Annotated in this window: 13 protein-coding genes and 1 pseudogene; 2 read left to right on the forward strand and 12 right to left on the reverse strand. The window is 62.6% G+C overall.

All coding sequences use genetic code 11. From position 1 onward, the window contains the following. Positions 1 to 36: 36 nt before the first annotated feature. Positions 37 to 1,443 carry an acyl-CoA dehydrogenase family protein gene (locus tag CLAC_RS10535; protein ID WP_053412881.1) on the reverse strand — a complete coding sequence of 469 codons (1,407 nt, stop codon included), beginning with the start codon at positions 1,441 to 1,443 and terminating at the stop codon, positions 37 to 39. 287 nt (positions 1,444 to 1,730) lie between these two features. On the opposite strand from CLAC_RS10535, the gene CLAC_RS10540 reads away from it, so the two are divergent. Beyond that, the gene (locus CLAC_RS10540; protein WP_245621870.1) at positions 1,731 to 2,762 is read left to right on the forward strand and encodes a DUF5692 family protein; all 1,032 of its coding nucleotides are present in this window, start codon (positions 1,731 to 1,733) and stop codon (positions 2,760 to 2,762) included. A gap of 176 nt (positions 2,763 to 2,938) precedes the next feature. Here the strand turns inward: CLAC_RS10540 and CLAC_RS10545 are convergent, their stop codons facing one another. Beyond that, positions 2,939 to 3,988 (reverse strand): hypothetical protein, encoded by a 1,050-nt coding sequence (locus CLAC_RS10545; protein ID WP_053412882.1) that lies wholly within the window; start codon positions 3,986 to 3,988, stop codon positions 2,939 to 2,941. Between the two features lie 234 nt (positions 3,989 to 4,222). On the opposite strand from CLAC_RS10545, the gene CLAC_RS10550 reads away from it, so the two are divergent. Next, positions 4,223 to 5,407: a DUF5692 family protein gene (locus CLAC_RS10550; RefSeq protein WP_053412883.1), complete on the forward strand. Its 1,185-nt coding sequence runs from the start codon at positions 4,223 to 4,225 to the stop codon at positions 5,405 to 5,407. Here the strand turns inward: CLAC_RS10550 and lysS are convergent. The 10 genes and pseudogenes from lysS to CLAC_RS10600 form a co-directional block, all read right to left on the reverse strand. Next, entirely contained in the window at positions 5,404 to 6,945 is a 1,542-nt protein-coding gene (gene lysS, locus CLAC_RS10555; protein WP_053412884.1) for a lysine--tRNA ligase, read from the reverse strand. The genes CLAC_RS10550 and lysS overlap by 4 nt on opposite strands. A gap of 69 nt (positions 6,946 to 7,014) precedes the next feature. Continuing rightward, on the reverse strand, positions 7,015 to 8,574 hold the full coding sequence (locus CLAC_RS10560; RefSeq protein WP_053412885.1) for a polyamine aminopropyltransferase: 1,560 nt from the start codon (positions 8,572 to 8,574) through the stop codon (positions 7,015 to 7,017). Beyond that, on the reverse strand, positions 8,575 to 9,060 hold the full coding sequence (locus tag CLAC_RS10565) for a DUF350 domain-containing protein (RefSeq protein ID WP_082313365.1): 486 nt from the start codon (positions 9,058 to 9,060) through the stop codon (positions 8,575 to 8,577). 2 nt (positions 9,061 to 9,062) lie between these two features. Continuing rightward, positions 9,063 to 9,527, reverse strand: coding sequence for a DUF4247 domain-containing protein (locus tag CLAC_RS10570; RefSeq protein WP_053412886.1), 465 nt, complete (start codon positions 9,525 to 9,527; stop codon positions 9,063 to 9,065). Next, positions 9,497 to 10,072 carry a DUF2617 family protein gene (locus tag CLAC_RS10575; protein ID WP_053412887.1) on the reverse strand — a complete coding sequence of 192 codons (576 nt, stop codon included), beginning with the start codon at positions 10,070 to 10,072 and terminating at the stop codon, positions 9,497 to 9,499. Before CLAC_RS10575 ends, CLAC_RS10570 begins: the two co-directional genes overlap by 31 nt. An 11-nt stretch (positions 10,073 to 10,083) precedes the next feature. Further along, complete coding sequence (locus CLAC_RS10580) at positions 10,084 to 10,698, reverse strand: DUF4178 domain-containing protein (protein ID WP_053412888.1); 615 nt, start codon at positions 10,696 to 10,698, stop codon at positions 10,084 to 10,086. Between the two features lie 159 nt (positions 10,699 to 10,857). Then, positions 10,858 to 13,038, reverse strand: coding sequence for a PhoX family protein (locus tag CLAC_RS10585; protein ID WP_053412889.1), 2,181 nt, complete (start codon positions 13,036 to 13,038; stop codon positions 10,858 to 10,860). A gap of 166 nt (positions 13,039 to 13,204) precedes the next feature. Then, positions 13,205 to 13,621, reverse strand: coding sequence for an aspartate 1-decarboxylase (gene panD / locus CLAC_RS10590; protein ID WP_053412890.1), 417 nt, complete (start codon positions 13,619 to 13,621; stop codon positions 13,205 to 13,207). Between the two features lie 306 nt (positions 13,622 to 13,927). After that, a pseudogene (gene panC, locus CLAC_RS10595) lies at positions 13,928 to 14,857 on the reverse strand (pantoate--beta-alanine ligase); the annotation flags it as partial. A 71-nt stretch (positions 14,858 to 14,928) separates the two neighbouring features. After that, entirely contained in the window at positions 14,929 to 15,846 is a 918-nt protein-coding gene (locus tag CLAC_RS10600) for a Rossmann-like and DUF2520 domain-containing protein (RefSeq protein WP_053412892.1), read from the reverse strand. Positions 15,847 to 15,879 lie beyond the last annotated feature (33 nt).

Genomic DNA, 15,879 nt, shown 5'->3' on the forward strand with positions numbered 1-15,879 from the left:
TTTCCTCTTTATCTTTAGGCTGAAGTGTCTAGCGGTTTACAGAACAATGACGCCTTCGGCGACACCGATAGCGCGAAGGTTGCGGTACCAACGCTCCACCGGGTGTTCCTTGGTGAAGCCGTGGCCACCGAGCAGCTGGACGCCGTCGGAACCGATCTTCATGCCCTTCTCGGTAGCGAAGGTCTTGGCCAGGGCTGCCTCGCGGGCGAAGCCTCGGCCTTGGTCGGCGCGGGAGGCGCCGCGGAGAGTAATCATGCGCAGGCCGTCGAGCTCAATCTTGATGTCGGCGACCATGAAGGCAACCGCCTGGCGGTGTGAAATCGGTTCGCCGAATGCCTGACGCTCGTTGACGTAAGGAATGACGTAGTCGAGAACTGCCTGGCAGGTACCCATTGCCAGCGCTGCCCAGCCGAGGCGGGAGCGACGCAGAACGTCGAGGTACGCTTCCTCGCGCTCCTGCGCGGAACGCTCGGCGCCACCGAGAATGTTCTCGACCGGGACTTTGACGTCCTTCAGGACAACGCGGCCCATAGCGGCGCCACGCAGACCCATCGACGGATCGGCCTCAACATGCAGGCCCTCGGTGTCGGACTCGACGATGACCAGAGCGGGCTTGCCCTCCAGCTCAACACCGACGACGAAGAGCTCAGCTGCGCCGGCGTTCGGAACGAAGGACTTCACGCCGTTGAGTACCAGGGAGTCACCCTCGCGCTTGGCGGTGGTCTCCGGCGCCTTGGCGTCGAAAAGCGGGCGCGGCTCGGCGAGGACGACGGCAGCGGCGGGGACATCCTCACCAGCGAAGGCCGGGAGGTAGGTCTTCTGCTGGGAGTCGGAGCCGTGAGCGGTCAGGGTCGCGGCGACACCAGCCGGTGCCAGAACCGCGAGGGCTAGGCCCATGTCACCGTAGGACAGGGCTTCGGCGACAAGAGCGTTGGTGGTGACGTCCTCGCCAGTGGCGATTCCCTCGTAGGCCTCGGGAACGTTGATCATAGTGACGCCGAGCTCGGAGGCCTCGGAGACGAGGTTCTCCGGCGGGGTCGCGTCGTGGTCGGACTGATAGGCGGTCTCACGCAGGCGAGACTCGGCGAACTCCTTGACCGTCTCGACGATCATCTGCTGATCCTCAGTCGGGGTCAGGTCAAAGAGCTTCTTCGCCTTTTCCTCTGCAGCGGCATCCGCGGCGGCCTGCGCCTCGGCGGCCGGGCGCTCCGGCTTACCCGAGCCAGCAATCTTCTTAAACTGACGGTTCGCAGCACCAAGGGTCTTGAAACCGGATTTGGTGGACTGGTACACCACGCGGTCGATCTTGGGCTGAAGGTCGTACTTCTGGGCGAAGTCCGAACCAGTAATCGACGTGATGAACCGCATTGCCGCTCCGATAGCGTCGCGACCAGGGTTGTTGCGGCCGACGGTCGAATCTTCGCGGTTCTTCTTCTCGCTCATGTGATCATGGCCTTTCGAGTCAGAACTATTACTCGCATAACAATAAATCAATTACGTGACCGCTATCACATAATTTCGAAAATCGACCCTAGGCAACAGAGTTTCGCGGACTTTCGGTTACCCCCGTAAGCCTGCGACCTGCGATTGTTCCGCTCTTCATGTTGGTCAGAAGAATCGTTACACATTCCGGAGTAGCGTAAGAAGTAGAGGCTCACCAGCACAGGCGAACCAAACGCACGCAAAAACTGAATACAAACATCAAAATCGCCGCCTACTTAGGACACACCATGTGGCCCTCAATCCCCGCTCCGAACTACCCGACGCTCTTCTTCTTTGAATCCGGTCAGTGGTGGGACTACGCGATGCTTGTCATCGTCACCGTCGCACTAGCCGCGACCGCATGGATGGCGCAGCGCAGCAAGGCCGTGGTCGTAGCCGTTTTCGTTGTAATCCCCCTGCTTCTCACCATTTTCTGGTGGCCATACTCGACCGAAGGGACAAATTCGGCGGGCTGGTTCCCCATCGTCAAGCAGTATTCCGCCCTGGCGGGAAGCCTCTGCCTGGTCGCTCTGCAGTACTCGAAGAAGCTGCGCTACAACAAGTGGTACCTGCTAATCCCGCCGTTCATCCTGGCAATCAACATCGCCGAGGCCGTCGTCCGCGACTTCCAGTGCTACTACATCCACGGCATCGACCCGGCGCAGGGCATGGCAACCTGGGGCGGGCCGTGGAACATCATGAACGGAATCGCTGGCATCCTGAACCTGCTGGCAATCTCCGGCTGGATGGGCATCTTCGTGGCTAAGGGGCGCAACCGAGCCATCATCTGGGGCGACCTGACCATCTGGTGGATCATCGCCTACGACGCCTGGAACATCGCCTACGTCTACAACTGCCTAGCCGACCGCGCCTGGTACTCCGGCGTCGCCCTGCTGGCATCCTGCACCATCCCTGCCCTGTTCAAGTGGGGGCGTGGCTCCTGGATCCAGTACCGCGCCTACACGCTGACCTTGTGGTCGGCGGTCGTACTAACCTTCCCGCATTTCATGCAGGACTCGATGTTCGCCCACCGTTCGGCGCACAACCCCACGGCACTGTTCACACTCTCCACAATCGCCCTTGTCCTCAATATCGCCGTATTCGCCTACCACGCGTGGCGCATCGCTTCCCGACGCCGCAACCCATTCGTCCAGGAGGTCTACTCCGACTCCGCGGATTATGTGGCGCTTGTCCGGGACAATGCGACTCCACAGGACCAGGACCGCATTGCCGCGCGCATCGGCTCCGACGCGGTGACGCTGGGGTACCGCGACCGCTGAGGCAGACGGGATTGATTGCCACGGGGCCTCCGCGGCGCATAGTCCCAAGACAATTTTTGCCAGCTTTTTGTACGAAGTAAGCCGAGTTTTCTCGCTACTTCCTACAAAAAGCTGGCAAAAACATTGGAATGGAGGACGGGAGGAAGGGACAGAAGGAAGGGGAGGCCCCTCCCCCACTACTTATTGGACTTCTTGCCCCAGCCCTTCAAGTAGGTGCGCTCGCGCTTCTGGCGAATCTGCTCGTCCCAGGAGAACTTCGGTTCCTCCCAGTCCACGTAGTATTCCTCGTCGAGTTTGCCGTCCCACGGGGTGCCCGGCCCCTTAGGCGGCCAGGACGGATCCTCGGTCTTCGGCGGGCGAATCTCCGCCGATGCCGGGCATTGCCGCCCGTACTGGAACCACTGCGTGTAGGTGTCCTCGAACAGCTCGGTGCCGTCCCAACGCCCGGCCGGGGTCTTGGAACCGAAGAAGCGTCCGCCCAGCACACCTCGCATGAACTTGCCCTGGTGCTGCTGCTTCTTGCGGAACTCCGCCACACGCTTGATGTAGTTGTTCTGCAGGCGCGTCATGCAGCCACCAATCAGCTCGATATTGACCCAGTTAATCGCCCCAGGAAGCGGAGTATCCGGTTCGTAACCAATACGCCAGTGATTAATCAGCCGGGTGCGCTCGCCCTTCAACGGGATGGTGTAGAAGCACCAGGCCGCTGCGAAGTGTGTCATCGTCGGGTAGCGGAAGGCATAAGACCCGGGCGCTGCCGGTGGATTCTTGGTGTCCACCCACTGCACCAGGTATTTGCCGGGCACCACGTCGGCCCACTCCATGGACATGCCCTGGAAGTCGAAGGCGGCGATGTCGCCGGGGACCATCGAGTCCGGCTGCTGGAACTCCTCCTGGATTTCGTAGCTGTTGTAAAACGGCAGCCGAGCGAAGGCGCGCTCCAGAAACTCCGAGGAAAACGAGCCGGACTTGTTCGCGCCGATTTGCTTGAGGATGCGCCACACCGCGTAGGCCGGCGCATCAATCTCAATGGCGTACGTCGAGGAGTAGCCGTTGGAGTAGTTCGCGTCGATCAGGTCGTCGCCCGGGTATTTCCACGCCTGCTCCTCCGGCGTTGCCTTGCCGCTTAGCTGACTGAACGCGTACATTCCGCCGAGCACCGCCGCGGCCGCCGTAGTTCCGCCTGCCGCAAGCGCGCCGAATCCTGGTTTTGGAAAGCCTCCCATGACACCATCACCCTCTTCTTCCAAGAGAAAACGATTATTGGATTTTAGGATCTAGCTAGGCCTGCTTGCCGGCACCCAAAGGGCGCCTGAAATGCAGTGAGAAGAAGTTACTACCAGAATTATAGCACCTTTACACTTTCGGGCGTAGTGTGAAATTAGGTACTGCAATTCAGCCCTAATCCAGTCTCAGTTTGAGTCTTTAATATCTCAACCCAACTAACGAATGGCGAGACAATGCAATCGCTTTTTCTCTGGGAAATCGGCACACCGATCGTCTACGTGACGTGGTTCGTCGTCTTCGCAGCCCAGATCGCAATCTCTGAAATCAACCGCCGCTGGAACTGGACCATCTTCGTCCTCTGGACAATCGGCGGCATCGCCCTCATGCCCTACGCCGCGCTGCATGGCACACCGATGGTGGGCTGGTTCCCCTTCGGCAAGTACGCCATCATGGTCGCCACCGCCACCATGACCGGTTTCCTGCTCTGGTACGGCAAACGCAACCCCGAAAAGGCGCACCGCTACGCCCTCTGGTTCGGTGTCGCCCTGTGGATTGGCCTGGCCGCTAACATCATGGAGGCTAACATCCGCGACGTGACCATCTTCTTCGAGGCCGACAACTACCTGCGCTGCGCCGCAGACCCGGCCTGTCTGAAGCAAATCAACGACGCCCACGTCGGCATCGACATGATCAATGGGCTCCCGGAGACCAGGGGAATCGAGGCGGCCGTCGGCACGCCCGAGTGGTACACGACAGTAGCGGCGAACTTCCAGGCCTCGGGCGTCGGCATCGACCCGGCGACGGGCTTCCGCACCATCGGCGGCTACTGGAACCTGCTGACCGCGGCGGCGGGCGCGCTCAACATCATCACGATTACGGGCCTGGGCTCGATCTTCATCACGTCCAACCCGGCGCAAAAAGTCCGCGGCCTGATCTGGCCGGACATGCTGTGGCCGTGGGTTATCGCCTACGACCTGTGGAATCACGCATTCCTCTACAACGCGCTGGCCGACTACACCTGGTACTGCACCCTCGCGCTACTACTCGCCTGCACCGTGCCGGCGTTTACCTGGGCAAAGGGCCAGTGGCTGTGGTTCCGCTGCTTTACGCTCATGTTCTGGATCGCAGCCAACAATCTCCTGCCGGAGATCCTGGTGCCGCCGAGTTCGATTACGAACTTCTCCACCATGAACCCCACCGCCAACGCGGTATGCGCCTGGGCTGCGTTCCTATTCAATGTTGGCCTGTTCGGCTACTGGATTTACCGCATCCGCGTCACCGGCAGGAACCCGTGGAAGGACCCACTGTTTACCAATCTCGGCGAATTCCGCGAAATCATGCGCCTGCATGCCGACGACTCCGACAAGCACTTCATCGCAGCAAAGGCCGGTAAAACGCCGAGCGAGCTGGGGCTCTAGGCCTCCGGCTTCACAATCGGGAAGAGCACGGTCTCGCGGATGCCGAGGCCAGTCAGAGCCATCAGCAGGCGGTCGATGCCCATGCCCACACCGGTCGTCGGGGGCATGCCCTGCTCCATTGCGTGCAGGAAGTCCTCGTCGAGGACCATCGCCTCGTCGTCGCCACCGGCGGCCAGGCGGGCTTGGTCCTCGAAGCGCTCGCGCTGGATCACCGGGTCGACCAGCTCGGAGTAGCCGGTAGCCAGCTCGAAGCCGCGCACGTAGAGGTCCCATTTTTCGGTCACGCCCGGCTTGGAGCGGTGCTGGCGGGTCAGCGGGGAGGTCTCAACCGGGAAGTCGCGGACGAAGACCGGGCCACCCAGCTGGTCTTCACACAGGTGCTCCCAGATCTCCTCGACAAGCTTGCCGTGGCCCCAGCCGCCCTTCTCCGGAACCGCCAGGCCGATGACCTCGGCGATGGCCTTTAGCTCATCAACGGTGGAGTCGATGGTGACCTCCGGCTGGCCTGGGAACTTGCGGGCAAGCGCCTCATTCAGGGATGGGTACATCTCCATCTCACGCCACTCGCCACCGAAGTCGTACTCGGTGCCGTCGGCAAGCGTGACGGTCGTCGAACCATAGACCGCGACGCAGATCTCCTGGATGACCTCGCGGACGGTGCGCGCGGAGTCATCGTAGGTGCCATAGGCCTGGTAGTACTCCAGCATCGCGAACTCCGGGCTGTGCGAGGAGTCTATGCCCTCGTTGCGGAAGTTGCGGTTGATCTCGAAGACGCGCTCCAGGCCGCCGACGACGCAGCGCTTCAGGTACAGCTCCGGCGCGATGCGCAGGAACAGGTCGATGTCCAGAGCGTTAGAGTGGGTGACGAAAGGCCGCGCTGCGGCACCACCGTGCAGGGTCTGCAGCATCGGGGTCTCGACCTCGAGGAAGCCACGACGCTCCAGGGCGTGGCGCAGCTCGCGGATGACCTTGATGCGGGTCAGCGCGTTGGTGCGGGCCTGCTCGCGCATGATCAGGTCGGTGTAGCGGTGGCGGACGCGGGTGTCCTCGGACAGGTCGGCGAAGGACACCGGCAGCGGGCGCAGTGCCTTCGACGCCATCTGCCACTGCGTCGCCATCACGGAGAGTTCACCGCGGCGGGAGGAAATGACGCGACCGGTGATAATGACAAAGTCACCCATGTCCACGTCGGACTTCCACGCAGCCAGGGCCTCCTCACCGACCTCGGCCTTCGACAGCATCGCCTGCAGCGTCGTGCCGTCGCCCTCCTGCAGCGCCGCGAAGCAGAGCTTGCCCGTGTTACGGATAAACATGACGCGACCCACGACGGTCACTACGTCCTGGGTTTCCTCGCCCGCTTCAAGGTGGCCCCACTCCTCGCGGACGTCCTTCAGCGAATGCGTGCGCGGCACCTCAACCGGGTAGGCCTCGACGCCGGCGGAGAGCAGGCGGTCGCGCTTGTCACGGCGAACTCGCAGCTGCTCAGGCACAGCGTTAGTGTTATCAGTGGTCTCGGTGGAATTCTTCGCGTCACTCACGGCTATAAAGGTTAGCCGACGCACGTCCCCACCTGCTACTCGCCCGCCCCTTGCCAAACACTCGGTGGGCTACTCCCCCGCCTGTCGCCAACCGCGACGAATATCCTCCACAATTTGCGGATGCGCGAGCGTCGACGGTTCCAGCTGCTGCGGGCTGTTATCGGCACCGAACACGGTCGCGGCCCGGGCCACTTCAGGGGTGAAGAATTTCAGCGGCGGGGCGGCGTCGTCAAGCGTGACCGAAGGAGACTCTGGAGCGGCCTGCGCAAGCACGAATCCCCAGTCCCCGAAGGTGGGAACGTGCACGTGGTACGGGGTGGTCGACCAGCCTGCGGCGCGGATCGTGCTGTCGGTGCGCCAATAGGCCTGCGGGGTCGAAAACGGAGAGCCCGACTGCACCACCAGCTTCGCGCCCGGCGCCGCCACCGTCCGGATCAGCCCGTAGAACTCCTGCGAGTACAGCTTGGCCAGCACCGCGTTGTCGGGGTCGGGAAGGTCGGCGTAGATTGCGTCGAACTTCTGTGCCGGCACCTTGCCGCGCGCCTGGTCGTGGAGCCAGGCGAAGGCGTCCGCGGTGACCTTCTCCACGCGGGGGTCCTCCAGACTGCCGCGGTTGTCCTCACGCAGCACAGTGCGGGCGACCTCGATGACCTCCGGGTCCAGCTCAACCTGGACAATGCGTTCGATATTGGGCATCCGCAGCAGCTCCCGGGCGGCCAGGCCGTCGCCCCCGCCGAGAATCAGCGCGGACTTCGTATCCTTGCCCACCGCCGGATACACCAGCGACTCGGTGTAGCGATACTCATCGCGGCTGGAGTACTGCAGTCCCCCGTCGAGATAGAGCCGCCGGTCCTCACCAAATCGCGTGACGACGATGTCTTGGTACTTCGAGTGCTTGGCAAAAACAATGGGCTGGGCATACAACGACTGCCGGGCAGTCGCCTCAATGTCCCGGATTCCTGCCAGTAGCGCAACCAGTGCAATCAGCGCCGCGAGAAGGGCACCGACGGATGCAAAACGCGCCCGGCGAGACAGCATCTTCCGCAGCAACAGAGCAGCGATAATGAGCGCCGCGGTGACGTTAATCAGGCCGGCGATGGCGGTGGCCTTCAGCATGCCGACCGTGGGCAGGAGAACAAACGGCCAGATTAGGCCTCCGACCAGGGCTCCGAAGTAGTCCGCGGCGTTGAGGTTCGCGAGCACGCGGCCGGTGTTCTCGGCGGAGGCGATCCGGCCGGTCTGCAGCAGGGTCATCAGCAGCGGCACCTCGGCACCGACTAGCGTGCCAATCACAAACGTGGCGGCGACCAGTGCCCCGAGGCTCTCACCCGTGACTGAAAATACCCAGTACAGAGCGGTTGCGGATACGCCGCCGAGCAGTCCCAAAACGCACTCGATGCCGAGGAAAGACATCGCGGCACGGCGCACAAACGGCTTCGCCGCCACGGCACCAAAGCCTAGCGCCGCGACGTAGCCGGCGACGATCAGGGAATTGGCGACGACGTCGCCGCGGCCGAGGGAGGCCGACAGCGCCAGCAGCGCCAGCTCATAGACCAGTCCACATGCAGCGCACGCTGCCACGGAGCCCAGCAGCAGGGCCCGCCAACGCCGGGAAGTCGCAGTCTCCATTTACGACAGCGCCACCGCGTTAATCACACCGATGACGATGAAGGTCGTCGCCGCCAGAGCCGCCCGGGGGCGGACCTTCGCGTCCATCACGACGTCGCGGAAGCGCCCCGGAATCAGGGCCTCGAGCACCAGCAGCGCCACCGCCTGAAACACAATGCCGAGAGCGCCGTAGACCAGGGTCTCCCCCAGGCCAGTCATCAGGGTGTCGTCGGATGCGCGAATCACCGACACAACAATGCAGGCCAGCGCAATCTGCTGGGCACCCGCGATCAACGCGGCACCCGCACGATTTTCGGTAAATACCAGGTCGCGCAGTTTGCCGGGCGTGAGCAGGTCAAGAACGATGAATCCGACCGCCAGCACCAGGGCGCCCGCGAGGAAATAACCGATGGTGGCCGGCACTCCGACCGCCAGCTGCTCGCCCACCGTTGCCTGCGCAGAGAGAGTATCCGCCCCGTTGGCGGCCATGTACGTTACTGGTCCCATGATTATTTCGCTCCTCCGAAAGATCCGGCCGATCCGCCCGAACCGCCCGAGGGAGCGGAGGGTCCAAAACCGGGGCCAAGGTAGATGAAGTGTCCGCCCGAGTAGCGGCCACCCAGTGATTCTCTAGTTATCAAGCACGTGTCCTTCGACCCTGCCTCAGGAGCCTGGCGCGAGACAATGAACAGGTAGTTCTTCGTCCTTAAGTACGCCGCCCCTCCATTTTCGCTGTAGGCCTGCGGCCTGATTTCATCGCGCAGCTCGCGCCCCACTTCGATGGGGTCGCGGTCGCCGCAGGTCCAGCGCCGGTCAATCCCGTTGCTGGTCTGCATGGCAGAGGCTGCGCCGGGCGCGGACTGATAACGCTCGCTAATCCGTTCCTCCGCCGACTTTCCACCCACGAAGTAGCCGATAAGAGAGACCGCAACGCCAACCACAATTAACGCGTAGCCGATATTTTCGCGTCCCATATGCTCAGGCCCCCTTCCTTTACGCTGTCTGCTTTTGCCCCTTGAACACCGCCGACATCAGTCCAAGTATTCGACGTCCACACAATCTGCACCGGAGGGTATCCATGCCAAGTCTCCCAGCGATACCCCCGCTCTATCGGCTCCGCGGATAACACGGTCATCGCCCCGGGAGAACCTGGAAACTCCGCGACGACTGAACGGGGATGACCTGCGCCGAGTTCGCGTCGTAAAGCATCTGTGCGCTGGACGAAGACTTCCGGCGAGAGACGCTCCACACGAGCTTCCACGGCGGCGCCCGCCCGAGTCAGCGGAACACCGTCCGCAGCGGTACACGAGACCTCTTCGGCAAAGTGGGGCGACTCCCGCTTGCCGACGAAAACCACATGCGACGCGCCGAGCACTCCCAGAGTCAGCGGCGGTGTGACGCCGTCGGGGTGAGAGATGACCTTCTCACAGAGGGTGCCCGGGACGGGGCCGTCAATGGCCACGCGGAGCTGCTCCGCCGCGGTGTCCTTGAACGCAACGTCGAGAACTGCCAGAGACATAGAGGCCGCCGCTAGCGCTTGTCAGTGCCCGGATTGTGATCCGGAGCTGCCAGAACATCGATTTCACCGGGAAGGATTCTGATGCCGGTCGATGCTTCCCACGACGAGTCACCGTAGCGTTCCAACCCGAGCAAGCGACCGTCACCGGACTTGTAATCGACAAAGTCCGTAGACCCCTCCGGCGGCAGCCCGGTCGTGCCGATAGCGGTGTAGCGAGCGGTTCCCCGCTCCTCCTCCCAATACTCCACGCCGTCGACGACCATGGGATTCGCTGGCTCGAAGCTGCCCGGGAGCTTGCGCCACCAAGTGAGGATGACCTCGCCCTCATCTTCCTCGACACCGAACCAGGAGCCATCCGCGCCCCCGTCGACGAGGTGTTCCCACCAACGGAACGGCCCCTGAGAAAGCTCAAGCGATCCGCGCACGACATGGGAGGAACCGCCGTAGTTCAGGATTGCGCCCGGCGCGACAGAGGTCGGGCCGTACTTGCGATACTCGTCGGTCATCAGCGGATCGACAAAACGCTCCCGATCGGAGCCCGGAACCTGGGTATTCCGACGTGCTACGACAACGACGATGACGCCGATGACAACGAGGATGATGCCGATTATGACGATGCTGTTCACTAGGGTTAATCCCATCGATAGTGCGGGGGCGCTAAAGAAACGCCCAATTAATACTTTTCTACCGAACAAAAACGCGGCGCGTCATCGAACAGTACTTTTCGTTCGAGACGCGCCGCGTGAGGACTACGCGCTGTTACACGCTGCTACGCGCGATTTCCACTATGCACCAATCTTGCCGCCGCCGGAGCGGACGACCTGTACAACCGCGGGGCGCGGCTGAGCATCGCCGCCGTCCGGCCAGTGCGAGGTCGGCTTGGAAATCGGGTCCAGGCCCTCCTCGGTCGGGTGGCCCTGGTCGGTCTCAATCTCGCCCGGGTGCTGGACGTTGACCATGACGCGGTTGGACTCGACCATCGGACCGCAGGTCTCGGCGGCGGTCGGGACGGTCAGGAAGCACTTGGTCTCACCGCGACGCTCGCCCTCCACGGCCACTGCGTAGAGGCCATCGTTGGACTTCAGGGCGTTGCCGTCGGTGGAAATCCAGAGGTTTCCGTACTCGTCGAATACCAGGTTGTCCGGGCAGGAAATCGGAGAGACGGAACCCTTGTCGAAGCCACCGAAGTAGGAGTAGGCCTCGTTCGGGTCGCCGCAGACGAGCAGCAGGTTCCACTTGCCCTTAGTTCCGGCGTGGTCGTCTTCCATCTCCAGGACCAGGCCGTTCTTGTTCTCGGTGATCGGGGCGACCTCGATGGCCTTGTCCAGCGGGCGGCCAGCACCGTCGGTGCGCTCCTTGCCCTTGTCATCCTTCGCGCCAGCCTTGCCGCGGTATTTGTTGTTGGTCAGCGCAGCGTAGACCTTGCCGGTCTTGGGAGATGCCTCGATATCCTCCGGGCGGTCCATGCGGGTAGCCCCGACCTTGTCGCCGGCCAGGCGGGAGTAGACGCAGACCTCTTCGGCGCTCATTCCATCAACATGCGACTCGTGGTTGCCGTCGGCCTTCGCGGTCATCAGCGGCAGCCACTCGATGGTGCCGTCGAACTTACCGTCGGCCGGCAGCTCGCCGGAGCCGTCGATCTCGTCTTCCGAGTTTCCGTCGAACTTGCCGACGTAGAGCGTGCCCTCCGAGAGAATCCCCATGTTGTGCTTGGTGTCGCCCTCCTTGATCTTGCGGGAGGAAACAAACTTGTAGATGTACTCGAAGCGCTCATCATCGCCCGAGTAGCAGACGACCGTGCCGTCATCCGTGACGTGAATCTGGCCGGCTTCGTGCTTGAAACGGCCGACGGCGGTGTGCTTAACCGGCGTGGAGTTCGGGTCGGAGGGATCGACCTCGACCAGCCAGAAGAAGCGGTTCGGCTCGTTCGGCTCCTTCGACACGTCGAAGCGGTCGTAGTGTTTCTCCCAGCCGCGGTCGGAGGTTTCCTTGTTCTTCACCGAGTAGCGCTTTAGCTTCTTCGTAAGCTCCTCGTCGTCGAGCTTGCCGACGTTGCCAAAGTACTGGTCAACATTTTCCTCCCCCGACAGGAAGGTTCCCCACGGGGTGACGCCACCGGAGCAGTTGTTCAGGGTGCCCTCAACCTTCATGCCGGTCGGGTCGGCCTTGGTCTTCAGCAGTTCGTGGCCGGCTGCCGGGCCGTCCACGGTGAACTCGGTGAAGCCGGTGATGCGGCGGTTGCGCTTGTCGGACAGGATTGGTTTCAGGAAGCCCTTTTCATCCTCCTCGACTGCGAGGACGGTGTGGCCGTGGGCAGCCAGTCCGATATCCACCTGCTCCTTGGTGGCCTTCTCCTTGTCATAGCCGCGGAACATCATCGGCTCCGTGGTGTACTCGTGGGAGCAGACGTAGAGGAGAGTGCCGTCTGCGGCCTTGATCAGGCCTGCGAAGTCATTGTTGAAGCCGAATTGAACCTTCTGGTTTTCGGCGGTCTGCTTGTCGAAGTTGAACTCCGGACCGCCCTCGTGGATGGGGTCTCCCCAGCGGATCAGGAGCTTCTGCTCGTAGCCGTCCGCAACGACAACAGCATCTTCCTTATTCGGCGCGACTGGCTGGAAGCGCATGCCCTCCGGGGACTCGCCATTTGATGCAGGAGCGCTTGAGCCGTTAGAACTCGAGGCGCTGGACTCGCCAGAAGCAGCGCCAGAACCGTCAGTCGAGCAGGCCGCCAGAACTGCGCTGCCGCCCAGTGCCAGAGCACCGGCGCCGGTAACCTTCAGCGCCGCACGGCGAGAGTATGCGCGCTGCGAGAAAGCCTGCTGAGCAACATCACCGAAGTACTCGTTCGAGGAGAACTCGTTGGGAGCATCCTCGGCACATGCATTGCCGCACTTGTAGGTACAGGTCAGGGAGCTGCGCGAGGTAGCAAACGCACTCGACAGCAGATTCTTACCGATGCGAACCACGGGTAGACCGCCTTATCTAGCTTTATAAAATCTTGGGGATTTCTCAGGACCGTTTAAATCCCTTAAAAAGCTAGGACCTCTGTATTGACACCCAGTTTCGCAAAAATTGCCGCCACATGAGGATTTAATGACAACCTCGTGGCAGTAAGTTAAACAGTGAGTTAACTCACTGCTCCGGGTGGCGAGGGTCCTTCAGATCGGAGCCTTCGGGCACATCGGCCGGGTCGTGGCCGGCCTCCAGCATCTTGTTGTTCTCGTCGACGAAGATGACATCCGGCTGATAGGTACGTGCCTCGGCATCGTCCATCATCCCGTAACCAATGATGATCACAAGATCGCCGGGAGAAATCAGGCGCGCTGCCGCACCGTTGATTGAGATGATGCCGGAACCCCGCTCGCCGGTGATGCAGTAGGTGGTCAAACGGTTGCCGTTGTTGATGTCGACAATGTCGACGGCCTCCCCCTCAAGAAGGTTCGCGGCCTCCATCAGATCTTCGTCGATGGTGCACGAACCGACGTAGTGAAGGTCCGCCTGCGTCACCGTTGCGCGGTGAATCTTCGACTTCAGCATTGTGCGGAACATGAAAAGGTGGGTCCCTCCGGGTTAACCGAGCGCCCGTCGCCCGGAAATCGTGGTCGTGAAAACCTTAAAACCTGTGGGCTCCGCAAGTCGGAGCCACGGCAACCGAGAATACTACTGCTTATCCTCGCCGAATCCAGCATTCTTTAGATTTTCCCTGCTTGCTTCGTCAGCCAGCCGGGCCTCGCGCGCCTTGCGTACCTTGTCCTGCAGCACCGCAAGCTCCGCGGCCTCTTCCTCGGTCAGCTCCCCGTCAAAGCCTGCCGCAGCCAGGGCCGCCGATGCGATTTCGGCGCTCTCCCGGCCGAGAGCAGCGCTGCCCGCAACGCCACCTGCGACCGAGTCCGGGCGCGGTGCGCCCAGAATCACGCCGACGTTGTCGATTAGCCGGGTGGTGCCTACGCGGGCCGCGACCAGCAGCCGCGCCTCTAACTCGCCAGCAGCGCCGGAGAACTCGTAGTCGGAAAGCTCTGCGAGGTTGGCGGCGCGCAGCTCGAGGTAATCCACGTCGACCTCGGGCCGACTATCCAGCACCCCGCGGGCGGTCTCCAGCACAGCGGCGGCCCCACGGTCGCCGACGAAGGCACCCGCGGTCAGCGCCGCGGATAGGGTCACGGCCACCTCGCGGTCAGTCTCGGAGAGGTAGCGGTTGCGGGAGCTCATCGCCAGGCCGTCGGCCTCGCGAATCACGGGGACACCGTGGAGCTGCACCGGCATGTTCAGGTCGGTCACCATCTGCTGCATCAGCGCCAGCTGCTGATAGTCCTTCTCGCCGAATACGGCATCGGTGCAGTTGGTGATGTTGAAAAGCTTGTTGACAACCGTCAGCGCACCCGCGAAGTGCCCCGGGCGAGTGGCACCCTCCAGCTCGTCGGCGAGCGGGCCGGGTGCCACGGTGGTGCGGAAACCATTCGGGTACATCTCGTTCGCACTGGGGGCGAAGACCAGCTCGACGCCGGCGGCGCGCAGCTTCTCCACGTCCTCGTCGAGGGCGCGCGGGTAGGCGTCGAAGTCCTCCCCCTCACCGAACTGCAGCGGGTTCACGAAGATGGACACAACCACCACCGCACGCGGGAGGGTCTTCGCGGCCTCCACCAGTTCCAGGTGCCCCGCGTGGAGTGCGCCCATCGTCGGCACCAGCACCACAGGACGCCCGGTTTTGCGCAGAGCACGCGTCACCTGGGAAATCCCCGCAATTGTGTTGTGAACTGTAGTTTCTCCGGCGGCGTAGCCCGTCATGATTCCTCCGAATTAGTATCGGCCGAATTGGTATCGACGGACATACCTTACGCTACCTGTCCCAGCACCACTTACTCCCACCCCTTGAGATGCCTCAGCACTCCGCTGGCACCCCTCATATGCGCGATTCGCGCTGCCAGCGAACGGTAGGCCTCGCTCGCGCCCGGATGCGCCCTGCCAATCTCCGCCTCGTGCTTTACGACGGTCTCCACGTCATCGCGCGTCACCGGGCCCGTGAGCCCGCGGGCGCCCCACTTCAGGGCGTTTTCCAAGGAAGCCTCCAGCAGCGGGGTGAGCAGAGCGGCTGCCTGCCTGCGGCGTTCAGCATCCGTGAAATCGGGGGTTGAAGCGTCGCTGGCACCGATTGTCTGCGCTAGCATCTCCACCGCGTCGGCCACCACGGCTCCGAGCCCATTGGAGCCGTGAGCCATCGCTGCGTGATACAGGCCCCTGTGACGCTCGTCGATGAACACCGGACGGCCACCCAGCTCGCCGATCAGCAGCTCCGCGACGGTGCGGGCCAATTCGTCGCCGACCGTCACTCCCCAGGGGCAGCCGGACAGGCGGTCGGCATCGTCCGAAAGCCCGGCGAAAGTCATCGCCGGGTGCGCTGCGATAGTCAGGGCGCCGGTCAGCGCGACCTCATCCAGCACTGCACGTCCCATGGAGCCCGCAGTGTGCACAACAATCTTTCCAGGTCCGACGTGCAAAGCCACCTCGGAGGCGACTTCGGCGACCGACCTATCTGGCACCGCGATAAAGATGAGCTCGCAAGCGGCGGCCGTCTCTGCCACGGTGGCCAGGCGGGCGTCGGCAAGCCGGAGACGAGCCCTGGTGGAGGACTCGTCGGAGCGCGCCACAACGTGGGTCACGCGGTGGCCGCAGCGCAATAGGGCCTCGCCGAGGGCGGTTCCGACTCTTCCGGCAGAAATAATCCCCACCGACAACCTTGGCGCTGTTGTGCGATGGGGATGGTGGCTTTGCGTCATGACTGACAGGTTAGACGAAAAGCCGTTGGTTCT

The sequence above is a fragment of the Corynebacterium lactis RW2-5 genome (genome assembly GCF_001274895.1).
In the GTDB taxonomy this organism is placed as follows: Bacteria; Actinomycetota; Actinomycetes; order Mycobacteriales; family Mycobacteriaceae; genus Corynebacterium; species Corynebacterium lactis.